The 24,811-nt window shown below is 56.4% G+C and carries 23 protein-coding genes and 2 pseudogenes; 15 read left to right on the top strand and 10 right to left on the bottom strand.

Features of this window, described 5'->3' with window-relative positions:
* Positions 1-874: 874 nt before the first annotated feature.
* The 3 genes from F568_RS0119180 to F568_RS26405 form a co-directional block, all read right to left on the bottom strand.
* Positions 875-1,276 carry a type II toxin-antitoxin system VapC family toxin gene (locus tag F568_RS0119180; protein WP_019020388.1) on the bottom strand — a complete coding sequence of 134 codons (402 nt, stop codon included), beginning with the start codon at positions 1,274-1,276 and terminating at the stop codon, positions 875-877.
* The gene (locus tag F568_RS0119175; protein WP_229804353.1) at positions 1,273-1,509 is read right to left on the bottom strand and encodes a type II toxin-antitoxin system Phd/YefM family antitoxin; all 237 of its coding nucleotides are present in this window, start codon (positions 1,507-1,509) and stop codon (positions 1,273-1,275) included. The genes F568_RS0119180 and F568_RS0119175 overlap by 4 nt, the downstream gene beginning before the upstream one ends.
* Positions 1,510-1,582: 73 nt before the next feature.
* The gene (locus F568_RS26405; protein WP_211213458.1) at positions 1,583-1,711 is read right to left on the bottom strand and encodes a site-specific integrase; all 129 of its coding nucleotides are present in this window, start codon (positions 1,709-1,711) and stop codon (positions 1,583-1,585) included.
* 295 nt (positions 1,712-2,006) lie between these two features.
* Here F568_RS26405 and F568_RS26400 point away from each other — a divergent pair, with 295 nt between their 5' ends.
* From F568_RS26400 to F568_RS0119155, 4 genes are all read left to right on the top strand, one after another.
* On the top strand, positions 2,007-2,417 hold the full coding sequence (locus F568_RS26400; RefSeq protein ID WP_211213457.1) for a hypothetical protein: 411 nt from the start codon (positions 2,007-2,009) through the stop codon (positions 2,415-2,417).
* A gap of 87 nt (positions 2,418-2,504) precedes the next feature.
* On the top strand, positions 2,505-2,924 hold the full coding sequence (locus F568_RS0119165; RefSeq protein ID WP_019020386.1) for a hypothetical protein: 420 nt from the start codon (positions 2,505-2,507) through the stop codon (positions 2,922-2,924).
* Positions 2,921-3,439: an RES family NAD+ phosphorylase gene (locus tag F568_RS0119160; protein WP_019020385.1), complete on the top strand. Its 519-nt coding sequence runs from the start codon at positions 2,921-2,923 to the stop codon at positions 3,437-3,439. Before F568_RS0119165 ends, F568_RS0119160 begins: the two co-directional genes overlap by 4 nt.
* Positions 3,440-3,519: 80 nt before the next feature.
* Entirely contained in the window at positions 3,520-3,957 is a 438-nt protein-coding gene (locus F568_RS0119155; RefSeq protein ID WP_019020384.1) for a hypothetical protein, read from the top strand.
* Positions 3,958-4,160: 203 nt separating this feature from the next.
* On the opposite strand, the gene F568_RS0119150 is transcribed toward F568_RS0119155, so the two are convergent.
* The 3 genes from F568_RS0119150 to F568_RS0119135 form a co-directional block, all read right to left on the bottom strand.
* A complete protein-coding gene (locus tag F568_RS0119150; protein ID WP_019020383.1) occupies positions 4,161-5,501 on the bottom strand; it encodes a DUF5623 domain-containing protein in 1,341 nt (446 codons plus the stop codon).
* 592 nt (positions 5,502-6,093) lie between these two features.
* A complete protein-coding gene (locus tag F568_RS0119140) occupies positions 6,094-7,374 on the bottom strand; it encodes a hypothetical protein (RefSeq protein WP_019020381.1) in 1,281 nt (426 codons plus the stop codon).
* Positions 7,375-7,387: 13 nt separating this feature from the next.
* Complete coding sequence (locus tag F568_RS0119135; RefSeq protein ID WP_019020380.1) at positions 7,388-7,672, bottom strand: hypothetical protein; 285 nt, start codon at positions 7,670-7,672, stop codon at positions 7,388-7,390.
* A 205-nt stretch (positions 7,673-7,877) separates the two neighbouring features.
* Here F568_RS0119135 and F568_RS26140 point away from each other — a divergent pair.
* Both F568_RS26140 and F568_RS0119130 read left to right on the top strand, forming a co-directional pair.
* A pseudogene (locus tag F568_RS26140) lies at positions 7,878-8,030 on the top strand (RES family NAD+ phosphorylase); the annotation flags it as partial.
* A gap of 183 nt (positions 8,031-8,213) precedes the next feature.
* Positions 8,214-8,870 (top strand): helix-turn-helix domain-containing protein, encoded by a 657-nt coding sequence (locus F568_RS0119130; protein ID WP_019020379.1) that lies wholly within the window; start codon positions 8,214-8,216, stop codon positions 8,868-8,870.
* Positions 8,871-8,886: 16 nt separating this feature from the next.
* On the opposite strand, the gene F568_RS25050 is transcribed toward F568_RS0119130, so the two are convergent.
* From F568_RS25050 to F568_RS0119115, 3 genes are all read right to left on the bottom strand, one after another.
* Complete coding sequence (locus F568_RS25050) at positions 8,887-9,036, bottom strand: hypothetical protein (protein ID WP_019020378.1); 150 nt, start codon at positions 9,034-9,036, stop codon at positions 8,887-8,889.
* 254 nt (positions 9,037-9,290) lie between these two features.
* The gene (locus F568_RS0119120) at positions 9,291-10,919 is read right to left on the bottom strand and encodes an IS1182 family transposase (protein ID WP_156817510.1); all 1,629 of its coding nucleotides are present in this window, start codon (positions 10,917-10,919) and stop codon (positions 9,291-9,293) included.
* An 83-nt stretch (positions 10,920-11,002) separates the two neighbouring features.
* The gene (locus tag F568_RS0119115; protein WP_026300660.1) at positions 11,003-11,950 is read right to left on the bottom strand and encodes an RNA-guided endonuclease InsQ/TnpB family protein; all 948 of its coding nucleotides are present in this window, start codon (positions 11,948-11,950) and stop codon (positions 11,003-11,005) included.
* Between F568_RS0119115 and F568_RS24560 the strand changes: the two genes are divergently transcribed.
* From F568_RS24560 to F568_RS23355, 3 genes and pseudogenes are all read left to right on the top strand, one after another.
* On the top strand, positions 11,889-12,053 hold the full coding sequence (locus F568_RS24560; RefSeq protein ID WP_507236284.1) for a transposase: 165 nt from the start codon (positions 11,889-11,891) through the stop codon (positions 12,051-12,053). The two genes, F568_RS0119115 and F568_RS24560, sit on opposite strands and share 62 nt — an antisense overlap.
* 456 nt (positions 12,054-12,509) lie before the next feature.
* Positions 12,510-13,544: a type IV toxin-antitoxin system AbiEi family antitoxin gene (locus F568_RS0119110; RefSeq protein ID WP_169338687.1), complete on the top strand. Its 1,035-nt coding sequence runs from the start codon at positions 12,510-12,512 to the stop codon at positions 13,542-13,544.
* Between the two features lie 295 nt (positions 13,545-13,839).
* Positions 13,840-14,418, top strand: a pseudogene (locus F568_RS23355) (IS30 family transposase); the annotation flags it as partial.
* A gap of 1,252 nt (positions 14,419-15,670) precedes the next feature.
* Here the strand turns inward: F568_RS23355 and F568_RS0119095 are convergent.
* Positions 15,671-16,168: a hypothetical protein gene (locus F568_RS0119095; RefSeq protein WP_156817509.1), complete on the bottom strand. Its 498-nt coding sequence runs from the start codon at positions 16,166-16,168 to the stop codon at positions 15,671-15,673.
* Between the two features lie 891 nt (positions 16,169-17,059).
* Between F568_RS0119095 and mobI the strand changes: the two genes are divergently transcribed.
* The 6 genes from mobI (at position 17,060) to F568_RS0119060 (ending at position 24,100) form a co-directional block, all read left to right on the top strand.
* Positions 17,060-17,515 (top strand): conjugative transfer protein MobI(A/C), encoded by a 456-nt coding sequence (gene mobI / locus F568_RS25045; RefSeq protein ID WP_156817508.1) that lies wholly within the window; start codon positions 17,060-17,062, stop codon positions 17,513-17,515.
* Positions 17,516-17,583: 68 nt separating this feature from the next.
* Positions 17,584-17,880 (top strand): hypothetical protein, encoded by a 297-nt coding sequence (locus F568_RS25040; protein WP_156817507.1) that lies wholly within the window; start codon positions 17,584-17,586, stop codon positions 17,878-17,880.
* 3,949 nt (positions 17,881-21,829) lie between these two features.
* Positions 21,830-22,297: a hypothetical protein gene (locus F568_RS23345; RefSeq protein WP_019020369.1), complete on the top strand. Its 468-nt coding sequence runs from the start codon at positions 21,830-21,832 to the stop codon at positions 22,295-22,297.
* Positions 22,290-22,895 carry a hypothetical protein gene (locus tag F568_RS0119070; protein ID WP_019020368.1) on the top strand — a complete coding sequence of 202 codons (606 nt, stop codon included), beginning with the start codon at positions 22,290-22,292 and terminating at the stop codon, positions 22,893-22,895. Before F568_RS23345 ends, F568_RS0119070 begins: the two co-directional genes overlap by 8 nt.
* Positions 22,885-23,208, top strand: coding sequence for a hypothetical protein (locus tag F568_RS0119065; RefSeq protein WP_019020367.1), 324 nt, complete (start codon positions 22,885-22,887; stop codon positions 23,206-23,208). Before F568_RS0119070 ends, F568_RS0119065 begins: the two co-directional genes overlap by 11 nt.
* Complete coding sequence (locus F568_RS0119060) at positions 23,162-24,100, top strand: DsbA family protein (protein ID WP_169338686.1); 939 nt, start codon at positions 23,162-23,164, stop codon at positions 24,098-24,100. The genes F568_RS0119065 and F568_RS0119060 overlap by 47 nt, the downstream gene beginning before the upstream one ends.
* Positions 24,101-24,811: the final 711 nt, after the last annotated feature.

The following is a 24,811-nucleotide window of genomic DNA, read 5'->3' as shown; positions in this document are numbered from 1 at the left end:
TTGCCACCCCGTTTTTTCAAGTACCCCAACATTGCGGAGAGAACCTTGCCGGACCTACTGCTGTCAACCAGGCACAAGAAGAACTAGGAACTAGGACGTCGCTATCGACCATAAGTACAATTTCAGGTCGGTGGGGCTGGGAGGCTCCACCAACCATTTCATCCAACATCCGTAACCTAAACTGTTATATATTACTTAATTATTAAAATCATGATGTTACGCACTAATAACATGATATAAACTAAGGTAATCGAATGTTTATGTGCACCCCCAACGGCTTCGTTGGCGCCAACAGGCGGCCAGAAACCCAATCTGCCAGCACCGGTCCCTCGGGGAGTTGGAATCTGCCCTCGAGACCCGTCAAGTAGAGCTGGCCCTCCACGACCTCCCAAGTGGCGATGTATCCGCGGTGACAGGCTGTGCTCGTAGTGATATCGAGATAATCGTCCATCGGGTCGGCATTCTGGGGCCTCCCTGGCACGATCTTGTCGTGATGCTTCGGTAGCTCAGGAGGCTTCTCGAGGAGGAAGGTTTCATCCTCCCATATGAGGGTATCTTTCACTTGTTTAGTCATGGGGTCGGTTCCCTTACCGCGAAACTTGGAGCGGCCGTGATGGCAAACTGCCAGCTTAATGGATCGCCGGAGCTCTGCGGCTCGAAAACGGCCTAGCCCGGCAGATAGTGGGCTCGTCAACAGGTATCGGGCTATTCCATCGCCTACCCTGCGCAGCCCCCTATAGGCTTGCCGCGATGTGACAAAGTCACACGCCTCATAAACGACACGGCCCCTGACAACTCATGGTCGCCAGGGGCCGCTTTTCTCACTGTAACGTTAGAACTCGCCGAACAGTTCTGCTTTTCCTCGATAGTTCGGCTACCAGATCGTTTTGACGTGCCGGTAGGCTGTAATCTTTTCGTCCGCAGTGATCAGCTCAGCGTTGTGGTGCCTGGCCAATGCCACGATCATCCGATCTGCCGGGTCTTTGTGGAACTCTCCGGGGAGCCGGGTTGACTCAACTGCCGTGGCAGCGTCGACAGCTACAATGCGGACCCCCTCAATCTCCTCTACGGTATCCAGCCAGTCGTCGATGGCCATCGATAGCGTGAGGCGCTCCTTCTCGACCAGCAGCGCAATTTCCCACGCCGAGATTGCCGATATCAGGATTTCGCCATCATCCGCTAGAAGCTCATGCTCAATAGTCTCAAGGGCGCTCTGCGAGAGCTGGGAGTCACCGTTGACCCACCACAGCAGGGCGTGGGTGTCCAAGACGATCAACGCAGCGCCTCCCAGTCTTCCTCGCCCACTGGCTCGAAGGGATCAGCCAGCTCGATAACGCTGCCGCGCAGTCGCTCAAGAGGTGAGCGCTGATCTGCCTTATAGCGGCGTACTTCGATAGTGGGGCGCCCCTTGTCAGTCACAATGACCGCCTCGCCAGACGCTTCAACCTGGCGAAAGAACTCCAGCGCCCGCGCCTTGAACTGAGATTTTGATACCTCTTCAGAATGCATGGTCATACCCCTAGTCATCACGTCTAGTCACCAAGATAAAGCAACCTGATGACTATGGAAAGGAGTCATCATTCTAAAGCGCCATCTCAAACGCCCGCCGAATTGTCTCCTGAACGACAGTCAAGTATGGCTTGGTGTGATCCAGCTCCTGGTGGCCCAGTACGGCCTGCACCGTCTCTACATCGCCGGTGGCAGCCAGCACCCTTGCAGCCAGCGTGTGTCGGCCGCTGTGGCTCGATCCCAGCTTGAATACCAGCCTGGCGGTACAGGCGGCTCATGGTCTGCTGGAGAGCGTCACAGGCCCGGTACTCCTTGAGGCCAGCATCAAGCTCTCGCCGCTTCACGGCCAGTTCGAAGCTTCTCCCTTTGTGCGTCAATACCAGCTTGGTGTGAGGTAGGAAGCCACGGTATGCACTGTCGCCTGAGAGTCCCCACCCCCGGTACCGACGCACCTCAAGCCAGGCATTGATTGCTGCGATGCACTTCGGATGCGTGAGGTGGATATTGCGCGGCCGACAGCCTTTCGTGATCTCGGCCCGCAGATAGACTTCATCACGGATTGCCCCGCTCGGGTACAGCACATCATCGATACGGAGCAACGCCAGTTCAGTGACGCGGATGCCGGTGGTGTGGGTCAGCCAGAGCAGCATCTGATCACGCTCGGGCATACGCCCGGTGACGCCGGCAACGCGGATCAGGTGGCGGAACTGCCCCGGTCGGAGCGATGTGGCCTGGCGGCTGGGGTTGGTCATGGAAACCTCTCTGTCAGGATTGGTGGGGAATCGGGAGCGATCCTGAGAGAGTTGCCTGTTGGCCTCCCAACCAGCCTACCACCAGCAACCATGCGCTGTTCACGGAAAGTCGGCCAGCGAAGCGGCACTATTCGCGAGGCGATCATGCTGCATTAAGGAATGAGGGGTTGGACGTAAGTTACCTGTATGGCTATGATGCATTTATGTAGCAATTTCGCTGCATGCCTGTAGGGAGGTTAGGCTATGAGTGCTGAAGTAATCATCGAACCGTCCGACTATGATGCTCCCGATACCTTCGATCAGTTCATATCTGATCTGAAAGCTCGCGCACGTTATGACAAGAGCCCGATCATCAGTCCTAGGATGTTTTGCCTTGCCCTGGGCATGGACGTTCAGACGCTTGCTGCCCGTGCCCACGTCCATCGCGTAACAGTGAACCGTGCCCAAGGGGCCGAGAAGCTGCAGACCTATCTACGGGACGCAGTGCGAGTCATGGGCGCCGCGGCTGCTGTGAATGGCAATTTCCAGGATGCCGCGTTCTGGTTCCGCAATGAGCCGATAAGCGCATTCGATTTCAAGACACCTGAGCAGCTGGTAAGTGATGGGCGAGCCGATGACCTATTGGGCTACGTCCAATCGCTTAGCGCTGGCGCGGCCGGATGATCCTTACCAACTTGCCAGATCAATCAGCATATCGTGTCCATGTCCCTCGTTGGGCGATAGAGCCAGCCAGCGGCGCTGGCGCCGCCCAACATGGTGGGCGCCTGAATCGCATAGGCATTCCTGCCCTTTACCTTGCGCTGGAAGAGGTAACTGCGCTGAAGGAGTATCGGCAGCTCTCCACGCTGATGCCTCCTGGGTTGATTGTGAGTTACACCGTAAACTTGACCACCGTGGTGGACTTCCGCCACGGATACTCTGCTGACTGGGATTCGATTTGGCAGGAAATGAGTTGCGACTGGCGAAGGCTGTGGTTTAACGAGCGCGTTGAGCCGCCCAGCTGGTTGCTCGGCGACCTAGCCTTGGAGACAGGCGCCAGCGGAATCCTGTTTCCATCGGCCGCTAACCCGGGCGGCGTAAACCTTGTGGTCTACACCGACGCGCTGGGCGATCAAGATCGGCTCAACGCCTACGACCCTGACGGCCGGCTGCCTGTCGACCAAGCTTCATGGCCGTAACTGCGGCAACCTTTCATATTGTTCTGGGAAAATTCGCTGCGCTTGCCAAGTAGCTAGAGGACCAGTCCGATAACTGCGGGATGATCTACGCTGCACTTATTCCATCCGAAGTGGCGATCACCATGGGCGGTGATGACGTGCGGCTGCGCCTCGACTTACTGGCCGGGGGAACCCTGAAAGAAATCGACGCTGTGCGGGCGAGCACGGGCATTTCACCCCAGGTGCGAGGCGGGATGGTCAACGGATGGAAGCGCCATGCACGGGCGGCGGCGTTGACGCTCCTGACCGCCTATGCCCTTTCTCGCAGCAATTCCGACACACGTCCCGGGCGGGACAACGTGCGTGCATGGCAGTTGCGGGTGTTTGGTCAATCGTTGGCCCGGAAGCAGCTGCAGTGGTGGGCTGAGCCTGAGCGGGTCGGTGGCGGGCGAGGTGCCACCGTCGTCGTGCCGACGATTACGGAAGCATGGGTTGCCGCGCGCATTCGTGCGTTTTGCCGGCGTTCTGCACGCTGGTAGTGCCATCTCGGTGGATGCTTCGGGACTGGTCCCGTAGCTTTCGCTTTGAGCCCAGTCGCATAGCGGGGGCGCCTGTGCCTATTCCCGGTTCGCATCCCAGAGCATGCGCCCCCCTGTCTTTCCCCAGCGGCCACGCAAAAGGCGGCAGTGAGTCTCACGATCGAGGGCCTGGTGTTGCGCCAGCCCTCAATCGTGAGACTCCCCTACTTGGGATTCCACTTCTCTACTGAGCCCTTGGCTCGATCAAGCTTCTTGATCAGAAAGGAGACCGGTGCACAATCCGGGTAGTGGTCGGCAAGCACGGCCTTGGCACGCTCCAGGTCGGCAATCCAACGCTGGCGGATCTCCATGCCTGGACGACGAGAGATGGGGGCATCCCGGGGCGCTCCCCCATAGTAAAGCTCTTGGAACACGTCCTGAGGTAGTTCCTCTTGGGTATATTCCCCCTGTACCCAATCAACGAGTTCATTGCGCACCTGGTTCACGGCCGTGACCACGCCCCAGCGATGGTAAGCCTCGCGTGCAATGGTCTGGAGTAGCACGCCGATTTCCCCGTGCCCCGCAATTGACATACGCTGAGCCGGGCGACGGCTCGAGCCGCCAAGCGATCGATAGGCAACTGTCTTGGCGGTACGACGCTTTCGGGCCGGCTTGGTGTGTTTTGCCCCTTGCTCCCTGGAAACGCCAGGCTCTGCCTCTGGGGGCACTAACTTCGTCAGGCTTTGGCTGGACTCCCCCTGACCAGAGCTCGTCAACCAATTACGCGGGAGCCTGTCGAGCGCGCTCACCAGATCATCGAGCAAAGCTGCGTTGTCCGCCGCACTGACCAAGCACAGCCTTGTACCACCGTATTGATCGGGGTTATGTATGCCAGGCCACGAGGGCATCTTGATGGCGTAGCCATGCCTGTCCGCCCACTGCTGGCGCTCCTCTTGATGCCCCTCCAGAGGGCTTGCGTAAGGCTCGTCTACGAAGACGTAAGCCCCGCTTGGCCTGTGATACCAGACACTGCTGTGATCGTTACCCGGAATCGCGTTGCTCGATCTTCCCCCTGGGTAAACTCGGGAGTGGCTACTGGAGGGGGACAGGCGCGTTGCATCGATGAACTGCAGCACTCGGCCGATTCTGAAGGCGTGCTGACGGGCGGACTCCGGTGAGTCCCAGTACGGCGGAGTGACAAGGTGATTGGGGCCATCCTGGCGCAAGCTGCGTAGCTTGCCCACTCTGCCCATTCCCTGACGGGTAATCAATTCTTCCCAGGGGGCAGACAAGGTCATGAAGAGAGTCTCGCGCCCCCGATTGCCCTGTGTGTCCCGCCAGTGAACAGAAATATACAGAGAGAATGTTTGGCGGGAAGTCGTATTGCCCGGGGGCTGGACGGCACCTAGCTGTTGCTGCGCATGGCGGTAATTGGCAAAGCCGCCTTGCCGTGCAGCCAGATTCAGCGTCTCATGATGGGCGATGCCACTTTCTCGCTTGAGCCTATTGGCCAAGCGCTTGATGCTGGCGATCGTAGAGGGACGCACTAGACGAGTGTCGGGCATGTTGGTTCTCCACGGCACTGCGACACATCGTAACCCGTCAACCGATCCTCACAGGCCCGAACGCAACATGAACGGCGATGAGAGTTTGCTTGCAGCAGCGCTGATAACAGCTTCCCTGATGACGGGTTGGAGGCGCCTGCTAGAGCCAGAGCCAATTCTGGCAGTATCAGGGGGAGACGGCAATGGCTCTGTCGCACGTGGCCAACTGGCGAGGGGGCTCCCCCTGAGCCCTGCCCCTAGCTGGAGACTGACGGAGCCTGACTGGTCAACCCAGGGGAGCTGCACCCGGTTCCGGTCGGGCTTCCACCTCCGCGATACGTGAAAGCCACTCCTGAATGGGAGTGGCTTCTGGGGATTATGGAGAAATTGAGGGCGGCAGCGGAACCGCCGATGCGCTCAGTCCTCGAGGAGTTCGGCTCGATGGCGCCGCACAGCTGCAACGGACTCACGATGCCGCCGCTTCGCGGCAGCCAGGAAGACGCTCGGCTCTGCAGGCGGCTTCCGCATGTCTTCGGCGGTCACAACGCGTGGCCGCACGCGTTCTCGGCGTTCGGCGATCTCTTTGCTCCCGCCGCTTGTCACGCGCCGGGGATCATTCCGTTTCAGCATCACTGTCCTCCTTGGTCGAAGGAACGGGGGTAAGCTCAGTATACACCGTCAGGTCCCCAGCTGCATTCGCATCAAGCGTCTGCCGTGCGTAACAGAGCTCAAACAGCCGCGGGAGCAGTGGCGCCAACTGGTGGTAGAACATATCGGCCCGCTCGAGCGATCGCATGATACCTGGTGAATCTCGATGCAGCGTGAGCACAGCCACATCCATCATTTCCGCATCTTTCGAGCTAACCCCCTCCAGGCGCATTGACATGAGGCTGCGATATTCCAGGTTGGTTGAAAAGAAGCTACCTACCCTTTCCCTCGCCGAGAGGCCGAACTCAGTGAGCTGTGGCATGGCCATCCGCGTATCCGAGATCCACGAATAGCGACTCCGATCGAGCGCCAGCGCCAGCCCTGGCAGATTGCGGGCTTCCGGTACTTCGGCTTCTTCCCAGCCCAGCACCAAGGGGAGAAGCGGGCTCGGCTCAGGGTCTTTCTGGTCGACAGTGAACCTACTGGTCGACAGATTGACGTCTCGCACCAGCAACACTTCAGAACGGGAGAAAAAGGAGCCGGCATCCTCATGTCGCGACAACTCCCAGGCATGCTCCCAGACGGCATCACGACTCCCGTGGTCGACATCATTGGGAGCCTTGATCCAGAAGATGCTGGCCCAGTAAACCGGGCGCCGAGAATCGTGTGGCGCATCAAAGACCATGGCCAGGTTCAGTATTGCGTCGAGAACGACGCGAACAGCTTTATTGATCGTGTCCCGCCACTCTTCGAGATTCTCCCCTCGCTCCATGGCTTGCGTTATCCCCGGAATCACCGTCTGGGCCTCAAAAGACACTTTCCTGGACTGCTCGCCATACCGTTCCAGGTAGTCCCGGGGAGGCATCGTGCGCGTGATCTCACGAAGGTCATCGATCTGCTCGTTCAGCTCCCGGCGTAGTTCCCGAGCTTCAGCGGCTCGTGCAAATTCCTTGAACCACGCGATGATTACGACGTGAAGGAAGGAGACACAGAAGAAAATGGCAGGCCATAGCGGGGAGGTCGTATCCTGGTCGGTGACTGCCCGCCACAGCTGCAAAAGGGAACGACGAATGTCGTTGGGAAACAGCGCCAGCGCGCCACCCAGTGCAGCACTCCCGCCAACAACGAGAGTGCCGGCCAGGCTGCTGCCGCCCACCGCTCGAACGAACGACCGCCACTTTTCCTTCACCCAGACCCAGGCGCTGCCCGCAGAGCCCTTCTCCCCCTGTCGCGAGGACTCGCCCATCTCGCACCACCTCCTACTGGGTGTGATAGTCGGGTTTGAAATCGGGCTCGTTCAGTAGCGCCAGCCACTGGCCGCATTTCTCGGGCTGTTCCCGAAACAGGTCGACCATGGCCGGGGTCCACACGTTGCCCCGGGATGGGGTCTCTTCGGCGATCGCATCGCATAGCAGCTTCAGAGAATCATGCAGGGCGACTGCAAGCTCACCTTGCAGCGTTTCCGACTCCGCTTCGGCAAGCCCCCGGCACAAGGCCTTTACTACCCGCTCGGCCTTTTCGTAGCGCCACTCCGGTGTTGGCATCACATCTCTCCTGCTTTTCGTCTCAAGAAATAGGACTGTCCCGATTCTATGGGCTCGCTGAATTGTTCACTAGGCGACTGATATCGCTCCGTGGTCAACGTTTCTGGATGATAAACAGACTTGTCGCATACTGTGCTTTAAAACAGTATTCGCAGCGAGGGAGGATGCCCCATGCCCGCACCCAGTTCACTACCAGCGCCAGCACATGCCCACGACATCGTACTGGAGCGCCAGCCAGGCCTTCGGGCGTCGGGCCTGGGAGAGCCACAGCGACGGCATCGTCTACCCCAGCGTGCGACACGCCGGCGGTGAGTGCGCCGCTGTACTGCGGCCGCCCGTGGTGTCTGCCACTTGGCAGGGTCGCCACCTCGGGCATGAGTGGGACGGGACCAGAATCCGCCACGTCCTCGAGTTGACCTTATCGACTGACCCCACTGGACCATTGATTCGTCAGCCGATGACTGTGCGGTTTGCGTCCGCCGGATGTGGCGGCCAGGCGCACAGGTGTTCTCACCTCCGCTTAGGTTCGGAACGTATAAACATGCAGAATATTCTATTGGGAAAGCGTATTCGTGAGGCTCGCAAGTCGATGGGGCTGACTCAGGAGAGACTGGGCATCAAGGTAGGGGTGTCTCGACCTGCAATCGTGCAATGGGAGTCGGATGCCAAGCGCCCGAACTATGAGCGGCTTTGCATGCTTGCCGCCGCGCTGCGCATTACGCCCAACCAACTGCTGCTCGGCCACGAAGAAGCCCAGGATCCCACTCCTGTCCCACCTTCCCAAAACGCTGGCGATAACCTGCCGTTTCGCCAGGCCGTCGAGATTTCGTGGACCGAAGCCGCAACCTGGAACGATAGCAGCAACCACAGTCTGGACCTGACGAACCGCAATTATTGGGGCTGTCCCATTCCCTGCGGCCCCGATGTATTCGTCGTGCGGTTGACGAATACGGAGTCGTGGCCACAGCTTCCCCAAGGTAGCCTACTGTTCGTCGACCCCAGCGTGCCGGTAGTACATAACGCGAAGGTGCTCACCCAGATACCCGGAGAGCCGGCCGCGGTCCTGCGTCGCTCCAAGGAAGCAGGCATCAGGCGTTACCTAGAGGCGCTCAATCCAGACTGGCCCGAGCGTTATATCCACCTAACCAAAGATTGCCGCTACATCGGCACGGTCGTTTTTACCGCCCAGCAGTACTGAGCGGCCCAAGGGCACACTAATCCAAAGGCAGTCCCATCTGGCGTTCTTTGCGATACATGCGCGACAATTTTAGTGTCTGCTCAGCATGACCTTGGCGCTTTGAGGACGCTTTAACCTCAGCCACCAGTGTGTCGCTGGGGTAAAGCGTGAACGTCGCATCGGTCATGGCTGGACGCCCCTTCCCTCTTCGCTGGGATAGTGATCTTCGCGCTCATAGCCGCTGAGACAACCACTCTTCACCATGTTCTTGATCTCCTTTTCCAAATAGGAGATCCCGTCACGTGCGCGTGAGTAGTTCAGCCCGGAGGTGAGCTGGCGCAGCGTGGTGTACCGAATCCGGTGACGATGTTCGGTGCTAATATTCGTTGCATTCAGGATGATGTGACTGCTCCCCGCCCTAGCGAGGCTGTCGCAAATCGCTTATCGACCCATAAATCGACAGGGACTCGGCGATTTCGATGGCTGGCACGACACGATGCCGTACCTGCAGGCAGCGGCGACCATTTTCCTTGTCAGGCCAGAGACCTCCAGACACCGCCACCAGCGAAGCCACAGGAGACGGTAAAGGCTCAGCGCAACAGCGCGAGCCAGGTTGTAGGCCAGGGCATGCAAGGCAAACTCGCGTTTGACGCCAGCCAGCCCTCGGCGCCGGAAGCGAGACAGCCCCTGTTGCTGACGTAGCGCGGAAAACACCGGCTCAACCATGGCTTTTCGCTGCCGAAATACCGCTTGGGCACCCGGGTGGATCATGATCTGTTGCAGTGCCAGGCGGGCCTCGTCTTCGGGGTAACGCTTGATTCGGCGCCCCCGGGGCGAGCGGGTACAGGCGGTCCGTTGTGAGCAGGCCGCGCAGGTATCACAGGCATAGACCGACTGCTCACGCGAGCGTGTCGAGGCCTGAATACGACTGATACGCTGAAGCCGTTGCCCTGCCGGGCAGAAGTAAACCTCCTGTTCGGCGTCGTAAGCGAATTGGCTTTTATGGTACAGGCCATTCGCCTTATCGGTGGTACTGGGCTTGGGCGGGCAAAGCAGGCTGATATCGCGAGCCAGTGTCGCGGCAATCACCCCATCATCAAAATAGCCGGCATCCAGTAGAAGCTCGCGCTGGGGCTCGGGTGCCACACGCCCGCTCTGATCGATCAGCTCACCGACCACGCGTGTCTCGCTCGTGGGATCCACGGCGTGTGCCACGATGAGGCGTGCCTCATTGGCCAGGACGGAGGGCGTGTATGCCGGCGCAAAGCCGCGTCCACGCTTCTGCCGCTGCAGGGCGGCCTCTGGCTCCGTCAGGCTGACGCGCACCGTATCGGTACGCTTGCCATATCGTCGCCGTGCCGCGATCCGCGCATCAAGCACCTGCTCACAGGCCTGCGCCCTTTCCAGCTGCTGCCGGGTCTTGTCCTGTTGCTCCCGAGGAGCCTGTTGATGGTGTGTCCGGGCGTCACTGACCCTGGCACGTACCGCCTCCTCCTTGAGCAGATGATAGTGAGAGCAAGCAGCTTCAATCACGGTCCCGTCATCGGCCAGGCAGGTGGCTGATGTCGCTGTCCTGGTCAGAACGGTACGTGTCAACGCTTCAAAGAATTCCTGCGCCAGGGCCTGTTCATGCAGGCAGATGAAGCGCCCGATATTGGCATGATCGGGGGCAATGCCTCCGGTCACCCACATGCATCCCAGGTCGACGCGTGCCAGCCGTTCCAATGCGCGCAGTGATGAGACCCCATGCATGATCCCGTAGAGAATTAGTCCCAGCATTGCGCGTGGCGCATAGGGTGCGCGCCCTGTTGCGGCATAGCGATCCTCGAAGGGCGTCCAGTCCTGGGCATCCAACAGGTCGGCGACAATAAAAGGGGCATCAACCCCTGCCTGCCGAAGATGATCTGCAAGCGGTGTCATGCCCAGGAAAATCGCCGTGGCGTCGCCCTGTATGAAACGCCGTCCTGACGAAGTTGCCGTCACGCGGGGAGACGGAGAAGGCGAGGCAGGCGATTCCTGAAAAAGCGCGAACTGCCTGTCATCAGGCGTAGGCAGGCAGGCTGTCGACACGGTAAGTTCTCGGGCAAGGGAGGAACCATTTTACGGCCTTACCCCTTTCGCGACACCCTCTAGCGGGCGGGGCTTCCCACTTCTCAGGCAGCAACCGGCGACATGCCGGGTTTACGCGAGCCTCCATGGGCAGAGACGGACAGCCCTTCCGCCTTCAACTTGATAATGCCTTGATGCTTGATGTTCAGCGCCTCGTTGACGTCTCGGTCATGGAGCGTATGGCAGGCGGGGCACTCCCACGACCGGACGTTCAACGGCATGGCGTCCATCTTGTGCTGGCATACACGGCAGGTCTTGGAGCTGGCGAACCACGGGTCGATCTTGACCAGATGCTTGCCCTGCTCCTTGGCCTTGTAGTCCAGCTTGGTGGTCAAGGCTTGCCAGGACGCATCGCCAATGTGCTTGGCGAGGCCGGCGTTCTTCATCATGTTGCTGACCTTCAGCGTCTCGACGATCACCGCTTGGTTGTCGTCAACGATCTGTCGAGAGAGCTTGTGCTGGAAGTCGTTGCGGGCATTGGCGACCCGCTCATGCGCCTTGGCGACAAGCCGTCGCGCCTTCGCTCGGCGGGCGCTGCCTTTCTTCGTGCGGGACAGCGCCTGTTGTTTGCGCTTGAGGTTCTTCTGCGCCTTTTTGAGAAAGCGAGGATTCGCGACCTTACGCCCAGTGGAGTCAATCGCCAGGTGCGACAGTCCTATATCGAGACCGATGATTTTGCTGCCCTCGACGCATTGGATCGGCTCGGGGGCGGCCTGCTTGGGGTCGAAGAAGCGCTGGAACGCCTTGTCGAGGTTGATGAGCGCCTGCTGGAGGGCCATCGAATCGGCGTCGCGTAACCAGCCATACTGGCGAGACTTCTTGGCCACCGGCAACAGCTTCTTGATATCGTGTTTGGCACTCAGCGACTGGCCGTGGCGCTTGTAGCGGTGAGACATGATGCGCAGGCCGGTGTTGTAGCAGAAACGCACCGTGCCGAATTGGCGGTTCAAAAATTCCGCCTGCCCGGTCGTGGATATCCCGAGGTTGAGCAAAAGCGCTGCGCTGTGGTCACGGTCGTATTTTGCTTGTAGTGCGGGCGGGGCAACCATCGAGACGCTCAAGAGCTATGTGCAAGGACAGAAGACGCCAGAATAGAGCCGCTGCGCGGCTCCCGCTTACCTCCCCGCCCGAGTGGGCGGGGGTTCTCGCGGAATTTTGCTGAAAACACTCGAGGCTTCGCTGGCTGCTGTGACAAACCCAGCCCAATCTGTAGATGAGTCCACAAATCTGAGGTAGGCACTGCCAGTCATTGATATCTGCTTTGGCAGGGTGCCCCACGGCCGAAAGGAGGAATGCGGTGCCTACCAGGGCTTGTCGGCAGGGTCTCTGCAAGCGTAGGGCTTGTAAGTGTCGTAGCAGCATGGAATATATGCTTTTCTATAATAGAACCATTTTAGCACTGTAGTGGTAAGCCTTGCCGGGCGGGGATTACAAGTCAGTCTTGCTGGATTTGCTTCTTGAGCACGTACCTGCCAAGGAATCCCATATTGCCTTGCTGTCCATTTTTTCAAGATGTACATTATTATTGGACACAGAGAATTATTGGACACCATGGCAACGTCACACGACTGGCACATTGCTGAAGAGGCCATCGCCGCTTTCCAATCCGAAACCGGACTGAACGCGTCGCTGGGATTACCCATGAAGGGTGCCCCTCAGGACGATTACCTCGCTGACCTGGACGGGCACCGCTTTCGTGGCGAAGTGAAACGATGGGTGTCACACCAGATAGCCGCACTTCCATACCAATGGACCAACGCCCCTGACCGACTGCTGATCGCTGACTATCTCAACGCCAATGCCGCCCGGACGCTTCAGAGACGGGGTATCCAATTCATAGATACCGCAGGCAATGCCTTTATTGATCAGCCCCAACTCAAGGTATTTATCCGAGGTAACCGGCGCACGACGGCCACGGCGGCCGCGCAGGAATCACACCCGGTTGAGCGAGCCTTTCAGCGCAAGGGGCTGGTGGTTATCTATCACCTGTTGACCCAACCCGAGCTGACAGGAGCGTCAATCCGCACCATCGCCCAGCGCACCGGGGTATCCCACGGTACCGTCGAGAACGTTTTCAAGGCGCTCGAGGTCGGGGGCCACCTAGCGACCTTTGCGAAGGGGAATCGCAAGACCACCAAGATCACCGAGCCTCGAAAACTGATGGAGCGCTGGGTCGTAGGCTACGGGGAAAAACTTGCTTCCAAGCTGGCAATCGGGGAGTTCTACAGCGAGGCCACGGACTGGTGGGGTGATGATAGCGTTGCCCGCCTGGACGCAGCGTGGGGCGGCGAGATTGCCGGCAGCTACTACAGCGGACACTTGAAACCGCAGGTCGCCACGCTCTATCTGCCCAGAAAGAACCTGCCCCAACTGATGCAGGCGCACCGTTTGAGGAAGCCTCCAGCCGGTGTCGAGCCCAACCTTCGGATCATGGAGCGCTTCTGGATCGACGAGAGTCCCGAGAGTGGCATGGTTCATCCACTACTCGCTTATGCAGATCTGCTACATAGTGGCGACGCTCGCAATGCTGAAATCGCTGGGAGACTTGATGAGCGCTACCTCACTGACGCTTTCCGTACCGCTTGATGCAAGTGCCCGTGCTGTCCTGTCTGACAGTACCGAGGTGCTCGCAAAGTATGGCAGATGGCTTCGGCACTGAAATTGGTCAAAGGTGCAGGCTGGGAAGTCTTCGCTGAGCCTGCTGTCAGCCTGACACCGGGCCAGGTATGGTGGGCGATTCAGCCGTATCAGACCACCTGCTCTATCTTTCCCGTGAAGCGCAGACGGCCTTCGAGGATATCGCCAGCTCTCGCCGCTCATGCTCCCCCGGAACGGTCGTCAGTTATGAAGTGACATTGATGCGAGTCTTCGACTTTAGGCAAGGCTACGCAGCCGTGGCAAGGATCGACGCGGCCAGATTCCTGATCTGGTCAGCATCCACCTGCGACCGCCCGAGATCGAGGACCGCCTGATGCCCGGCCACTGGGAGGGTGATCTGATCGTGGGCGCCAACAACCGATCCGCCGTCGGCACGCTGGTGGAGCGCACCACCCGGTTGGTGCTCTTGGTGAAGCTGGACGGCACTACCGCCACGGCCGCTGCTACCGGGTTCAGCGACAAGCTGAATGAGGTACCGCGATCCCTGCGTCTCTCCATGACCTACGATCAGGGCAGAGAGATGGTGAAGCACGCCGAAATTACCCAGCGGACCGGCAGTGCGATCTATTTTGCAGACCCGCACAGCCCGTGGCGGCGCGGCTCCAATGAGAATACCAACGGCCTGCTGCGTCAGTACCTGCCGAAGGGGACTGATCTCTCGGTATACAGCCAGGATGAACTCGATGCGATTGCTGATTCGCTGAACACAAGATCACGCAAGGGATTGGATTGGCGGACGCCGCTGGAGGTTTACGCGGACGTTTTCAAGAAATCAGTCGCTGGACCAGACACACTTCAATAGTGTTGCGCTTGGAACTTGAGACCGCCCAGCCTCGGCGATCTCTGCTTCAGCCGCTATAAAGACCTGTTCGCGCGAGATCTCCGCTTCACCAAAAATCTCGTCGTGCGATGAGATACCCTCAGGGATGCGCAGGCTACCTATCCCCTCCCCCGCGATCTTGAAGTGTTTTCGATAGAGGCAGTGTTCGCGGCAATCTCGAATGCTATGTACAGCTGTTCGTCATCGTGCCAAGCGGTTGGTTTAAATGGCTCCTCGACCACACTGGGACTTCCGTCGAAGTAGCTCCCGCCAGTATTGGGGGGGCAGCGGATTGCTCCGATGGTGTAACCGACTCCAACCACTCCTCTACGGTTTCAGCGCCAGCCACTGAGGGAACAATGGCGAGCGTTAGCCATAACAACAGGCTGGGGCCTATGGAAAAGCGGGTCATAATTCCACCGTATGTATGCAATCGAAGGCGAATCATCGTATAGGGTAGCTGGCGCTCCCCTGTCGAAAAGAGCTCTTGGAGGACGCCCCTAGGGAGGTGTCAGCTTGCTAGCACTGTTACAGAGAGACAGAAGCAAGGCATAGAATCACACGGCGCTGGGAGTGGTGACAGCTGTCTAGGTGGCGCGAGCAGTTGGGATAGTCTTGGCGACGGGATGATGGGCATCGTTGACCTTGGAGCCACACGGACCAGGAACGTGTCATCGAGGGGTAGCTTCCTGGCGAACCCAGCAAGCAGAGAAGCCAGCAGTATGCTGCTGGCTTCAGTGGTTCAGGTTACAAGCTCCTCACGGTGGCGACGCACAGCCTCCACAGTATCCTTGTGACGTTGGACCGAAGCTTTCATGAAAACTTCTGACTCGGCCATCGGCTTCTGGGTGTCAGCAAAACTTACCACCCGGAGCTTGTTCCGTCGCTTCCGGGGCTTGTCCGTAACGGGCATGGTGACGGACGTGCCATTAGCACCCATCAGTCTTTCTCTATTTTTTCTCACCTTGTATACCCTCCTCTACAGAGGTGTCTTGGCACTCAGTGTACAACCTAAAGGCTGTCCTTGCATGTGTACTGATGGCTTGGCCATCTATAAGGCTTCTCGCCCAACAGAGCCGGAATAGCAACGGCAGGAATGGTGTGATCTGATGGTAGAACATATCTGCCCGTTGTGACGAACCCATTATTCCGGATGCGGGCCGGTGTAAATTAAGCACGGCAATGTCCCATATTTCGGCCGTAGTAGGCGAAACCCCGCTTATTACCATTGACATTATGCTGCGGTAAGGGGAGTCCACAGTAAAAAAGCTTCCAACCGTTGACGACCTGAGTCTCCGAATTCTGTCAATTGAGAAAAGATGCTCAGCGCATCATCGACCCGAGCATACCTCTCGACATCCAGCACTTGTATCAGCCCCGGAAGATTACGCTTTTCAAACGTAGCATCGTCATCTTCCCAGCCGAGAACCAGTGGAGGGAGTCGCACCTCCTCTATAGCCGAATAGCGAGCTTCTCCGATCGTTGACCTGTCGACAGTTAAACGGCTCGTGGAGAGATTTACATCAAGGATTAAAAGGTTGGCGCTGTGCAAGAAGAACGAGGAGTGGTCTTCATGGCGGGATAGACCTTTGGCATGGCACCAAGCCTCCTCACGATCCGCTTCTTCGATATCCGAAGGAGGCTTAATCCAGCTGATACTCGCCCAGTACATCGGCGTATTGCCATCATGTGGGGCATCAAACACAATCGCCAAATTTAGGATCGAATCCAAAACGGTTCGGATGGTTTGGTCAATATGGATTTCTCAGAAGAATATATAACGAAAACACAATAATGTCGTATTCTATCTAAGCATTATGGTAACAGGCCCCTCCCGGCCATGGACAATAGTCAATTTATTGACTTACTCACCGTTATTTTGACAGATATTTACGTTGGGCCAATCTCTATGTTACGGTGTCTATTGTTACCATTCCTTCTATCTGTCTATGACAACTTCCCTTTTACGAATGTATCTTAACACGCGCTCTCACTCAGCCGACTATATAGAAATTCGTTGAATAAGTGGCATGTGCAAGCCATTGCTGCATCCCTCCAGCGCCGTTCCTTATCCAATGTCACGACCTATGAGAGCCGTTGCTGCATCCCTCCAGAGCCGTTCCTCATCCAATGTCACGACCTATGAGAGCCGTTCCTCATCCAATGTCACGACCTATGAGAGCCGTTGCTGCATCCCTCCAGAGCCGTTCGTCATCCAATATCACGACATATGGGAGCCGTTGCTGCATCCCTCCAGAGCCATTTCTCATCCAGAAACACGGCATATATGAGCCGTTGCTGCATCCCTCCAGAGCCATTCCCCATCCAGAATAACGGCATATGGGAGCCGTTGCTGCATCCCTCCAGAGCCATTCCCCATCCAGAATAACGGCATATGGGAGCCCATTAAATCCGCCCTTATGACAAGCCACTTCACCTAGTTTCTACCAATATTGGTAGAAACACCCCTACCCTCTAGTGCTTCTACCAATTATTGGTAAACTTACCCATAGCAAACGGCTCGTTCGGCTGGCATTCCTTTGGTAGAAACTGAAAGTCTACCAAGAGATAGATATGGGTAGGAAATGGGCGCTAGCCGCCACTGCCAAAAAGGGGGATTTGCGTGGTAGAAACTGAGATGTTGCGCCGGGTCACTGAGGAAGGTACATCTGCCGGGGATACTGGCCTCACCCTACCGGACATACGAGACTCTTCTACCAAGGCGATCAGCGAGATCGTTCAATTGCTCGAGCATGAATTCTATGCAGCAGCAGCTCATGCACGGCTGATCTGCGATGCCTACTGGAGCAACATGCAAGACGAGATCGACTCGGGCGCAAAGGACGCAACGCTGCAAACTCGGGTCCGTGTAATTGATGTTTCCCTGCAAGCGGTGTGGATGCGTGCAACCGGACCTGCCCGAAGCGGGCCGTCTACAGGGAAGTATTACGCCAAACAACTTCCTAAAGGGACGGCGAGTTCTAATCCTAACTACAGCAAATCAACATTCACTCGTTGCCCGTCATGGGAAAAGGAACTTTGCCGAGTATGTGGAGGGTCATTACGCCAAGCAGCGTGAGCGCGCCATGTTACTCACTCAAATGCGCAGACTTATGCGCCGGTACAAGAAGTTAGTCGAGGATAGTTATGAAGATTACCAATATAAAAAGAACAGTCATGATAACTAACAGTAAGTCACTATCGAACAAAAGCATATCGGCCACAGCTATTAGTGGTACCTCTGGGTCACCTTCTGCCACGACGGAGCGTCGTGCCAATAACATAGCGGCAGGCAATATAGAACATGCCAATTTTAATGCGGCAGTTCGTAAGCATATGCGAGGCGGAGTTAAGGAGCGTCGCCAATATCATGTTTTCATGGCATCAGTAACTGGCCTGACGATCCTAGCCCTGGGTCTGGCCTTTGCATCGCTGGTTATTTAGGTCTAGCCATTAAGCAGGTGCTGAGTTGACACAGCAAATCCTAACAAGGGTTGTTCAGCGCCTCATAAACGCCGCATGGATGACTGCGCAAACAACTGAGGATGTTTTCAGGGCAGGCAATACTGAGATAAATGATATTCAGATATAAGCTGGATCATTCGTTGTTCCAGGTATCATATGTTGATCTAGGGATCATTAACCAGCTTCTATGTATTCAATAAGCATCTACATATGCTGTAGCCAAATTTTACTGCGGCATTTGTTGCCAGGCATTCCCGCAGTTGTTATGGCAAAAAAATAGCTAGCATGTTTTGATGTACCAAATTGAGTTATAATAGATTAGCAATGCAGCGCCCACCTACCCTGCCCTACTATTGCTTAGTAGACCGCTTAAAACATTGAGCTATGCTAATCATCATTCAATATACCGTTACAACAGGATGCTTGGCGTCAACCTTGTTATTTATTGCTTAGCTATATTCCGCTTTCCTGGCTAAGGAAAGGACAACTGAAAAGTATTATTGCCATGTTGCTCCGTCGCTTATTCAACAGGCGCTATAAGCTCTCCCAAGCAAACTATCCAGCACTTACCCGCGAATTGCGCGCTCTCCCTCAGAGACGCGCTGTGAAAGCCTTGCGGTGCCTACCCTATTCCACCCCCCCTGCCCAAGGGTAAAAAAAGCTCATACGGCCATTCTGGGCCGTCTGAAGGGTATGCAGGAAGGAGGAGTCCTTAACCACCTGTCTGTTGCCGCAGAGGGCTCCGACAGCCTCAGCGGAAACTTCGGCCAGATGACCTCATCATTGATAAGCTCGAGAGATCGATATAGGACAAGGCTGGTCAGTTCCGCCTCGTTGTTATTACCTCTAAAAGGTCCTCGCCTTTCAGTTATTTAGCAATCACATAGGCTGATGCGCCGGCAATCTGTTCCTGTCACTATGGTCTCGCTTAGCAGGGACCGCTAAGCAAGGGAGAGCGAGAACGCTGACGGAACCAGCGCCAAGGATGCATGAGCAGGATGCTTGTGGTGTCGCAAGGAAGCCCACCCCGGCCCACGAGGCCGAATTTCTATCACACTCACGTCAAGCGCCTGCTTCATCCCCTTTCTCTGCGCGGCGTCGTGGGCATTCATTAAATTGAGCCGTTTATAGATAAAATCTTGTTTTCCGCCGCTGCATTTGGGTGTCTCTCCCTGTCTCTCGGTTATCTCTCTACGCAAGATCTAAGCGATCCCGAAGCCATCGCAAGCCAGCCAGCAAAGACAATACAAATTTCGGAAACGCACAACGCAACGAACGAACAAGCTATGCGAGGGGTGTCACCTGTGCAGGTCCAAGATCCAGCACAGCCCTAAGCCAATAGCTGACGCCGTCATGACGCGTCAGCGTCGACTGCGCCTTCGATTGCGGGAATAGTTCTTACGCCACAGCACCTGGGCTAATTCCTCAGCACTGCCTGACCCAGGTGTCGCCAATTGTTCAGTGTCGGACCCGAGATCCGTTGGGCTCGTGCTGCGGTGTGGCGTTCGCTCAGCGATCCGTCTGTTAGCGGTTTGCACAAGCGATTGGAGATCGTCGCTCAGCATTTGGTGCCAGTAGGAAACATCTGGGTAGTACACCCAGCGTGCATGGTTGGCCGAAAGCAGGTGACGCTGTAATGCATCAGGGTCGCAATGCCGATCGAGGCCCTTTAGGTCTATCTCTAAGCAACGATGTCCCAATGCCTCTATTTTGGCTCTCTTCTCTTCGTCCACGTAGTGAGTGACCGCAATCACTACGAGCAAAGTTCCAGTATTATCCGTTACGCAGAGATCAACGACAATCGCAATCGCACCCAGTCGGTTTTCAAGATGTACGTCACGCACAGCGACCTCGTCGCAAGCCATAACGACCTGCCTATTTCTGGCGTAGATACGGCCCTCTCTATCGCTCTGCTTGCACGCCACTTTTAACGCATCAGACGGGACCAGGCATTCTTGAGCGATATGTTCCCATTTTTGCCCACAGCGGTTCCATGCATCCCGGACAGAGACATTGCCATGCCCTGCCTCGCTCGGAGATGGGGTCGAGTTCGGTAATGTGCCGGACACTGCCATCTTGCCCAACGCCAACTGGCTATGACACGTCGCAACGGCGCTGAGCTGAATGCTCTTATACCTCCCTGTCGCCATGTACCTTCGCATAGCTGCTATCCACAGGAACCGTGTATAAAACTATGGAAATAACTAAACGCTGTCACAACAAAACGATGATCTTTGGGATGTTTTCCTGAGACATCATTTGCGCCGTTGCGATGCTCAAAACTTGAGCAGTGGCCAGCAAGACTTTCACGATCGCTCAAGGGTTCTGCAACTGGTAACGGTGGCCTTGGCCTGGACGGGCACTGGTAGCTGGGCAATAGCCATCTGTTTTCCCGAGGCGCAACGCAGCTTGCCTCAAATTAGGGACACTACCCATGGCACTTGTTGTCCTTACAAAACAGCGTCACTCCCGACGTATCACATGGCTCCATAGCGTCCCTCCAGAGCCGTTACTGGGCCGCCATGGTATGGCTTTGTAGCTCTCATCCATCATCGTCTCTGGAAAACATGATTTATGGTGTTTCGAGAGCCGCTGCTAGGACGTTTCTAATCCATTTATAGTGGCGCGAACCCTGTGCTTCTGTGATCAGCATCTTGCAGCTTAATTTCAAGCCTTAGAGAGCCGCTGCTAAGCCGTTGCTAGGACGTTACTCATCCAAACATAGAGCCGATCTGGTAGCTGTCACATGATGACGCCTTACACGGTGCATTATCGTATCTATAAAGCCGCTGCTAAATCCCTCCAGGTACGTTCCAGAGTCCCTACGTGACAAACCCTAACCCACGGAGCATGCAGACATTATATGCATTCAACATAGCCGCTGCTAAGCCGTTCCAGCGTCCCTTGCGCTTTTTGCTTTTGCGCGTAAGATCCTAACTGCTGGAGCCCAAGGTATGCTAAATTGATATGAAAATTATGGCTTTACAATCATGCGAAAGAACGCTTCGCATCGTATCCTTGGGGCACGACAGAATTGCTTTTTGCTCTTGGTTCCTCGGTTCTGTTGAGCCGCTGCTAGGACGTTGCTAATCCACTTATAGTCGCGAGAACCTTGTAATTCTGTGATCAACATCTTGCGGCTTGATTATGAGCTTTAGAGAGCCGCTACTAAGCCACTGCTAAGCCGTTGCTGATCCACTCGTGGGGACGCAAAGTCGAGGGTTTTGTGATCGCATTATTGCGACTTGAGTTTGAGCCTTATAGAGCCGCTGCTAGGACGTTGCTAATCCACTCGTGGGGACGCATACGCTGTGATTTTTAGATCACCTTCTTGCAGCATGATATCGATCCTTGGAGAGCCGTTGCTAGGACGTTACAGAACCAGAATATCAACCAATAACTGCACTATTACTGCTTAGCAAGTGTCACTCCGGTCGGGCCTAGAGCAAGTCGTTGCCAGTCCCCTCCAGAGACACGCATCAAAGGGGCATTACGCATGGAATAAGGTGAAGGCCTAAACGAATGGTTGGAAGAAATCATGTGCGCATTGCTCCCTCTGGAAGACGCACCGGACGAATGCGACGGAATGACCTACGCAATCTGTGCATTGCTTGCTATGGGCGGTATCAGCCATCAAGCGTATTGCGGCTATGTTCGTGACACCCCACCCAGAGCCTGGCGATTGTCATGCCGCACTGTTGGGTGAAGTTACACGGGGGCGAAATCCTCGATTTGCGGTTACGAATGTGGCTCGGGGATTTGGACGACATACCCCATGGCGTTATCGGGACGGAAGGCCAGACGCGTTTCGACTACCACGGCCGATGCATAGAAGGTGCACCGCTGAGTTGGGCAGTCCTGAGCTCAATGACGGATGGGCTTATCGACCAGGTGCGTCTCCCACAGCGTCCGGTTATGGAGTGCTGGCATGGGTCCTGAATTGTTTCTCGTGTTTTTGGCAATGGCTGTCATGACTACCGTGATCGATCTGGTCAGCCGGCGGGTCTTCGGCAAGAGCGTCCACTGGGCGGTCCGCGAGGGCTTGCCTCGAGACGTTATGCTTGGGCAGCTCGTCATGTCGGAAACTCCGATACGTACACGACAACCCGTCGCACTTCATGGCACACCCGATCAGGTGTTTCTCAACCGCAAGGGCTGCCTGGTCCCCATCGACACCAAGCTACGCGGCAAGGCGCGGGCCACACATGCCGATAGGATGCAGCTCTCTGTCTATGCAACGATTCTCAGGCACACCAGAGCCGAGCCTGTTGCGGACTACGGCTATGTTCGCACCGTCACACCGGGACATCGAGTTCGCTACATCAAGGTCTGGCTACTTTCAGAACGTCGCGTGATAGCCCAGCAACACACAGTACAGTCGAAGGAATATGCCTGACTCCCTCGCCGTCATGTCGTGCCAGAGCGTCCCGCAAGGGCATCACTCGACCCCTTGCGTTATTAAGGAAATCCGTATCATTGGTGATATGAACTACATCGGCGAAATGGCACCAGGCATGCGGTTGCTGAATACATTGTTGGAGGGCCAGGAGCCGGCAGTGATGGAATTCGTCGAAGAGCTGTTACGTCGCAGGACAGGCTTGCTCACGTACCGGCTACAGGAGGCTTCCTTTATTGATCTGGCGCTTTGGGGCGTCACCGAAGAACAGTGGAGCTTGGCTAAACGGGCGGTTGCCGTGCATCGACTGCATGAACGGCTCACGGACACGTTCCCTTACGTCACCTTGAGCCAAGAGAAAGGGCTCAGCGCGAGAACTTCACCACATTGGTTCTTCGTAGAGGCCGGCGAACGCCTTAGGCCAATGATTATTGGGCACTGGCTTGGCCGAGAGATCGACGTAATTGACGAGATGACGTTCGCCCAAATGATTCTTGCTATCCCAGACGGGTGGACCCTGATCCTGCATGGGCGAGAACGGATAACAACGCAAATGAACGCCAGTTCGACTGGCCGGAGGACGACAGATGAGAAATAACGACACTGCACAGGATGACCGCCTGGATTTTAGCGACGTCGAGCAGACCGCATTCGGTCGCTGCGGCACCCTCACAGTGCTTGCCGTCGCCTTTCAGGTTTTGCTGTTTCCAGAGTTGGGTCTTTGGGCTGGTGCCATCCTGGGCGCCTGCGGCACCGTTCCGGTCATGATCGCCTATGGCAAGAACAAGCCACTGCTGTTCAGCGTTGCCATCGGTGTGATGGCGGTTGTTGGTGTGATTGCCCAAGCCATATACGGGCTGGTATTTGACGCTGCCTTCAGTGTCGCCGATAGCTTGCTCGCCTATTACTAAACTAGACAAAAGGTATTGCTGTGAACCAGTCCTCAACATCCGCCCACTCGAAGCTGCTGCCACTTCCATTGGTGTAGCGGTCGGCTTATGTTTATTTGGCTCTATTGGCTACGCCGCCTGGAACGCGAATCAAAAGGCCGATGATACCCAACAGGCCGTGGCGCAACTTACCGAAGCAGTGTCCACCCTGGTCGACCGTCAGACCAACGCCCAGCAGTTTTCCAGTCCAGAGGCGTTTCAGGAGGCCGTGAGCGCCTCTATCCGAGCTCATGCAGAGGAGGCTCAACAAGCCGAGATAAATGCTCGCTACTCTCCATTCGACGCTGCGGCAGAGACAGCTCCGGAGGGACAGTGGATCTATGGTAGTCAAAGTGCCCGATTTACTCTTGTCGAATACGCCGATACGGAATGCGGCTTCTGTAAGCGTTTTCACGACACACCGAAATCCATCGTGGATGGCAGCAATGGCAATGTGAACTGGGAATATAGACATTTGACCGTGCTTGGCGACACGTCAGTGAAACAGGCTCAAGCCGCCGAGTGCATCGGTGAGCAACTTGGCAATCGTGGCTTTTGGGTCGCAATACAAGAAATGTATGAAAAGACCGGCAGCAACGGCGCTGGCGCTGGCAACTTAACCAAATTGGCAGGTAGCGTCGGGGCTGATACAGACGAGTTCCAGATGTGTATGCAGGAAGGACGGCACCTAGACCGGATCGACCAGCAGACCCGTACGGCCCGCTCCCAGGGAATGACCGGTACCCCTTCAACAGTGGTAGTCGATAATCAGACGGGCAATATGCAACTGATTGCTGGCGCACAACCGGCACAAGCGATTGTCTCCGCCATGAAGGGCCTGGTAGCCAGAGCAGCGGAAGAAGGAGAAGGATAATTCATGCCCCTTCCTATCCCGCCTATCGGTCTGGCCATCATTATTGGAGCTTTCCTAGTGCGCTCATCTGTCAGTGGTGTTGTGCTTGGATCCGTTTTTACCATCGCTGCATTTCACCTATGGCCTGAAGCCATGGCGACGCCCTACAGTTGGATCGGACAAGGCCTTCAAGCCGTAGGGCTGAAATAACTCGTTTGGCAACCTGATAACACCTCTTGGCCCGCTCTGAGTGTTGTGCTTGAGCGTACCGCATGCGGGACACCCGATCTCAAAAGCAGCTACCTCTTAGCGATGAGCGTACCGCATGCGGGACACCCGATCTCAAAAGCAGCTACCTCTTAGCGATGTTGAGCGTACCGCATGCGGGACACCTGATCTCAAAAGCAGCTACCTCTTAGCGATGTTGAGCGTACCGCATGCGGGACACCTGATCTCAAAAGCAGCTACCTCTTAGCGATGTTGGGCGTACCGCATGCGGGACACCTGGGCTCAAAAGCAGCTACCTCATGTTGTGTCTGAGCGTACCGCATGCGGGACACCCGATCTCAAAAGCAGCTACCTCATGTTGTGTCTGAGCGTACCGCATGCGGGACACCTGGGAAGCACTAAAACAGCCATCTCATGTTGTGCTTGAGCGTCCCGCATGCGGGACACCCGATCTCAAAAGCAGCTACCCCCTAGCGATGTTGAGCGTACCGCATGCGGGACACC

This window comes from Modicisalibacter luteus DSM 23508 (genome assembly GCF_000378505.1).
Taxonomy (GTDB): Bacteria; Pseudomonadota; Gammaproteobacteria; order Pseudomonadales; family Halomonadaceae; genus Modicisalibacter; species Modicisalibacter luteus.
The sequence above is the reverse complement of the archived record's forward strand: the minus strand, read 5'-3'. Positions and strand labels throughout refer to the sequence as shown.

Bases quoted from the DNA above. Each gene is read 5' to 3' on its own strand.
- F568_RS0119175 (WP_229804353.1), bottom strand. From the start codon at position 1,509: ATGCATTCTGAAGAGGTATCAAAATCTCAGTTCAAGGCGCGGGCGCTG.
- F568_RS23345 (WP_019020369.1), top strand. From the start codon at position 21,830: ATGGGTCCTGAATTGTTTCTCGTGTTTTTGGCAATGGCTGTCATGACT.
- F568_RS0119140 (WP_019020381.1), bottom strand. From the start codon at position 7,374: ATGGGCGAGTCCTCGCGACAGGGGGAGAAGGGCTCTGCGGGCAGCGCC.
- F568_RS0119165 (WP_019020386.1), top strand. From the start codon at position 2,505: ATGAGTGCTGAAGTAATCATCGAACCGTCCGACTATGATGCTCCCGAT.
- F568_RS0119160 (WP_019020385.1), top strand. From the start codon at position 2,921: ATGATCCTTACCAACTTGCCAGATCAATCAGCATATCGTGTCCATGTC.
- F568_RS0119065 (WP_019020367.1), top strand. From the start codon at position 22,885: ATGAGAAATAACGACACTGCACAGGATGACCGCCTGGATTTTAGCGAC.
- F568_RS0119150 (WP_019020383.1), bottom strand. From the start codon at position 5,501: ATGCCCGACACTCGTCTAGTGCGTCCCTCTACGATCGCCAGCATCAAG.
- F568_RS0119155 (WP_019020384.1), top strand. From the start codon at position 3,520: ATGATCTACGCTGCACTTATTCCATCCGAAGTGGCGATCACCATGGGC.
- F568_RS25050 (WP_019020378.1), bottom strand. From the start codon at position 9,036: ATGACCGATGCGACGTTCACGCTTTACCCCAGCGACACACTGGTGGCT.
- F568_RS0119130 (WP_019020379.1), top strand. From the start codon at position 8,214: ATGCAGAATATTCTATTGGGAAAGCGTATTCGTGAGGCTCGCAAGTCG.
- F568_RS0119135 (WP_019020380.1), bottom strand. From the start codon at position 7,672: ATGCCAACACCGGAGTGGCGCTACGAAAAGGCCGAGCGGGTAGTAAAG.
- F568_RS0119110 (WP_169338687.1), top strand. From the start codon at position 12,510: ATGGCAACGTCACACGACTGGCACATTGCTGAAGAGGCCATCGCCGCT.
- F568_RS25040 (WP_156817507.1), top strand. From the start codon at position 17,584: ATGAAGATTACCAATATAAAAAGAACAGTCATGATAACTAACAGTAAG.
- F568_RS0119070 (WP_019020368.1), top strand. From the start codon at position 22,290: ATGCCTGACTCCCTCGCCGTCATGTCGTGCCAGAGCGTCCCGCAAGGG.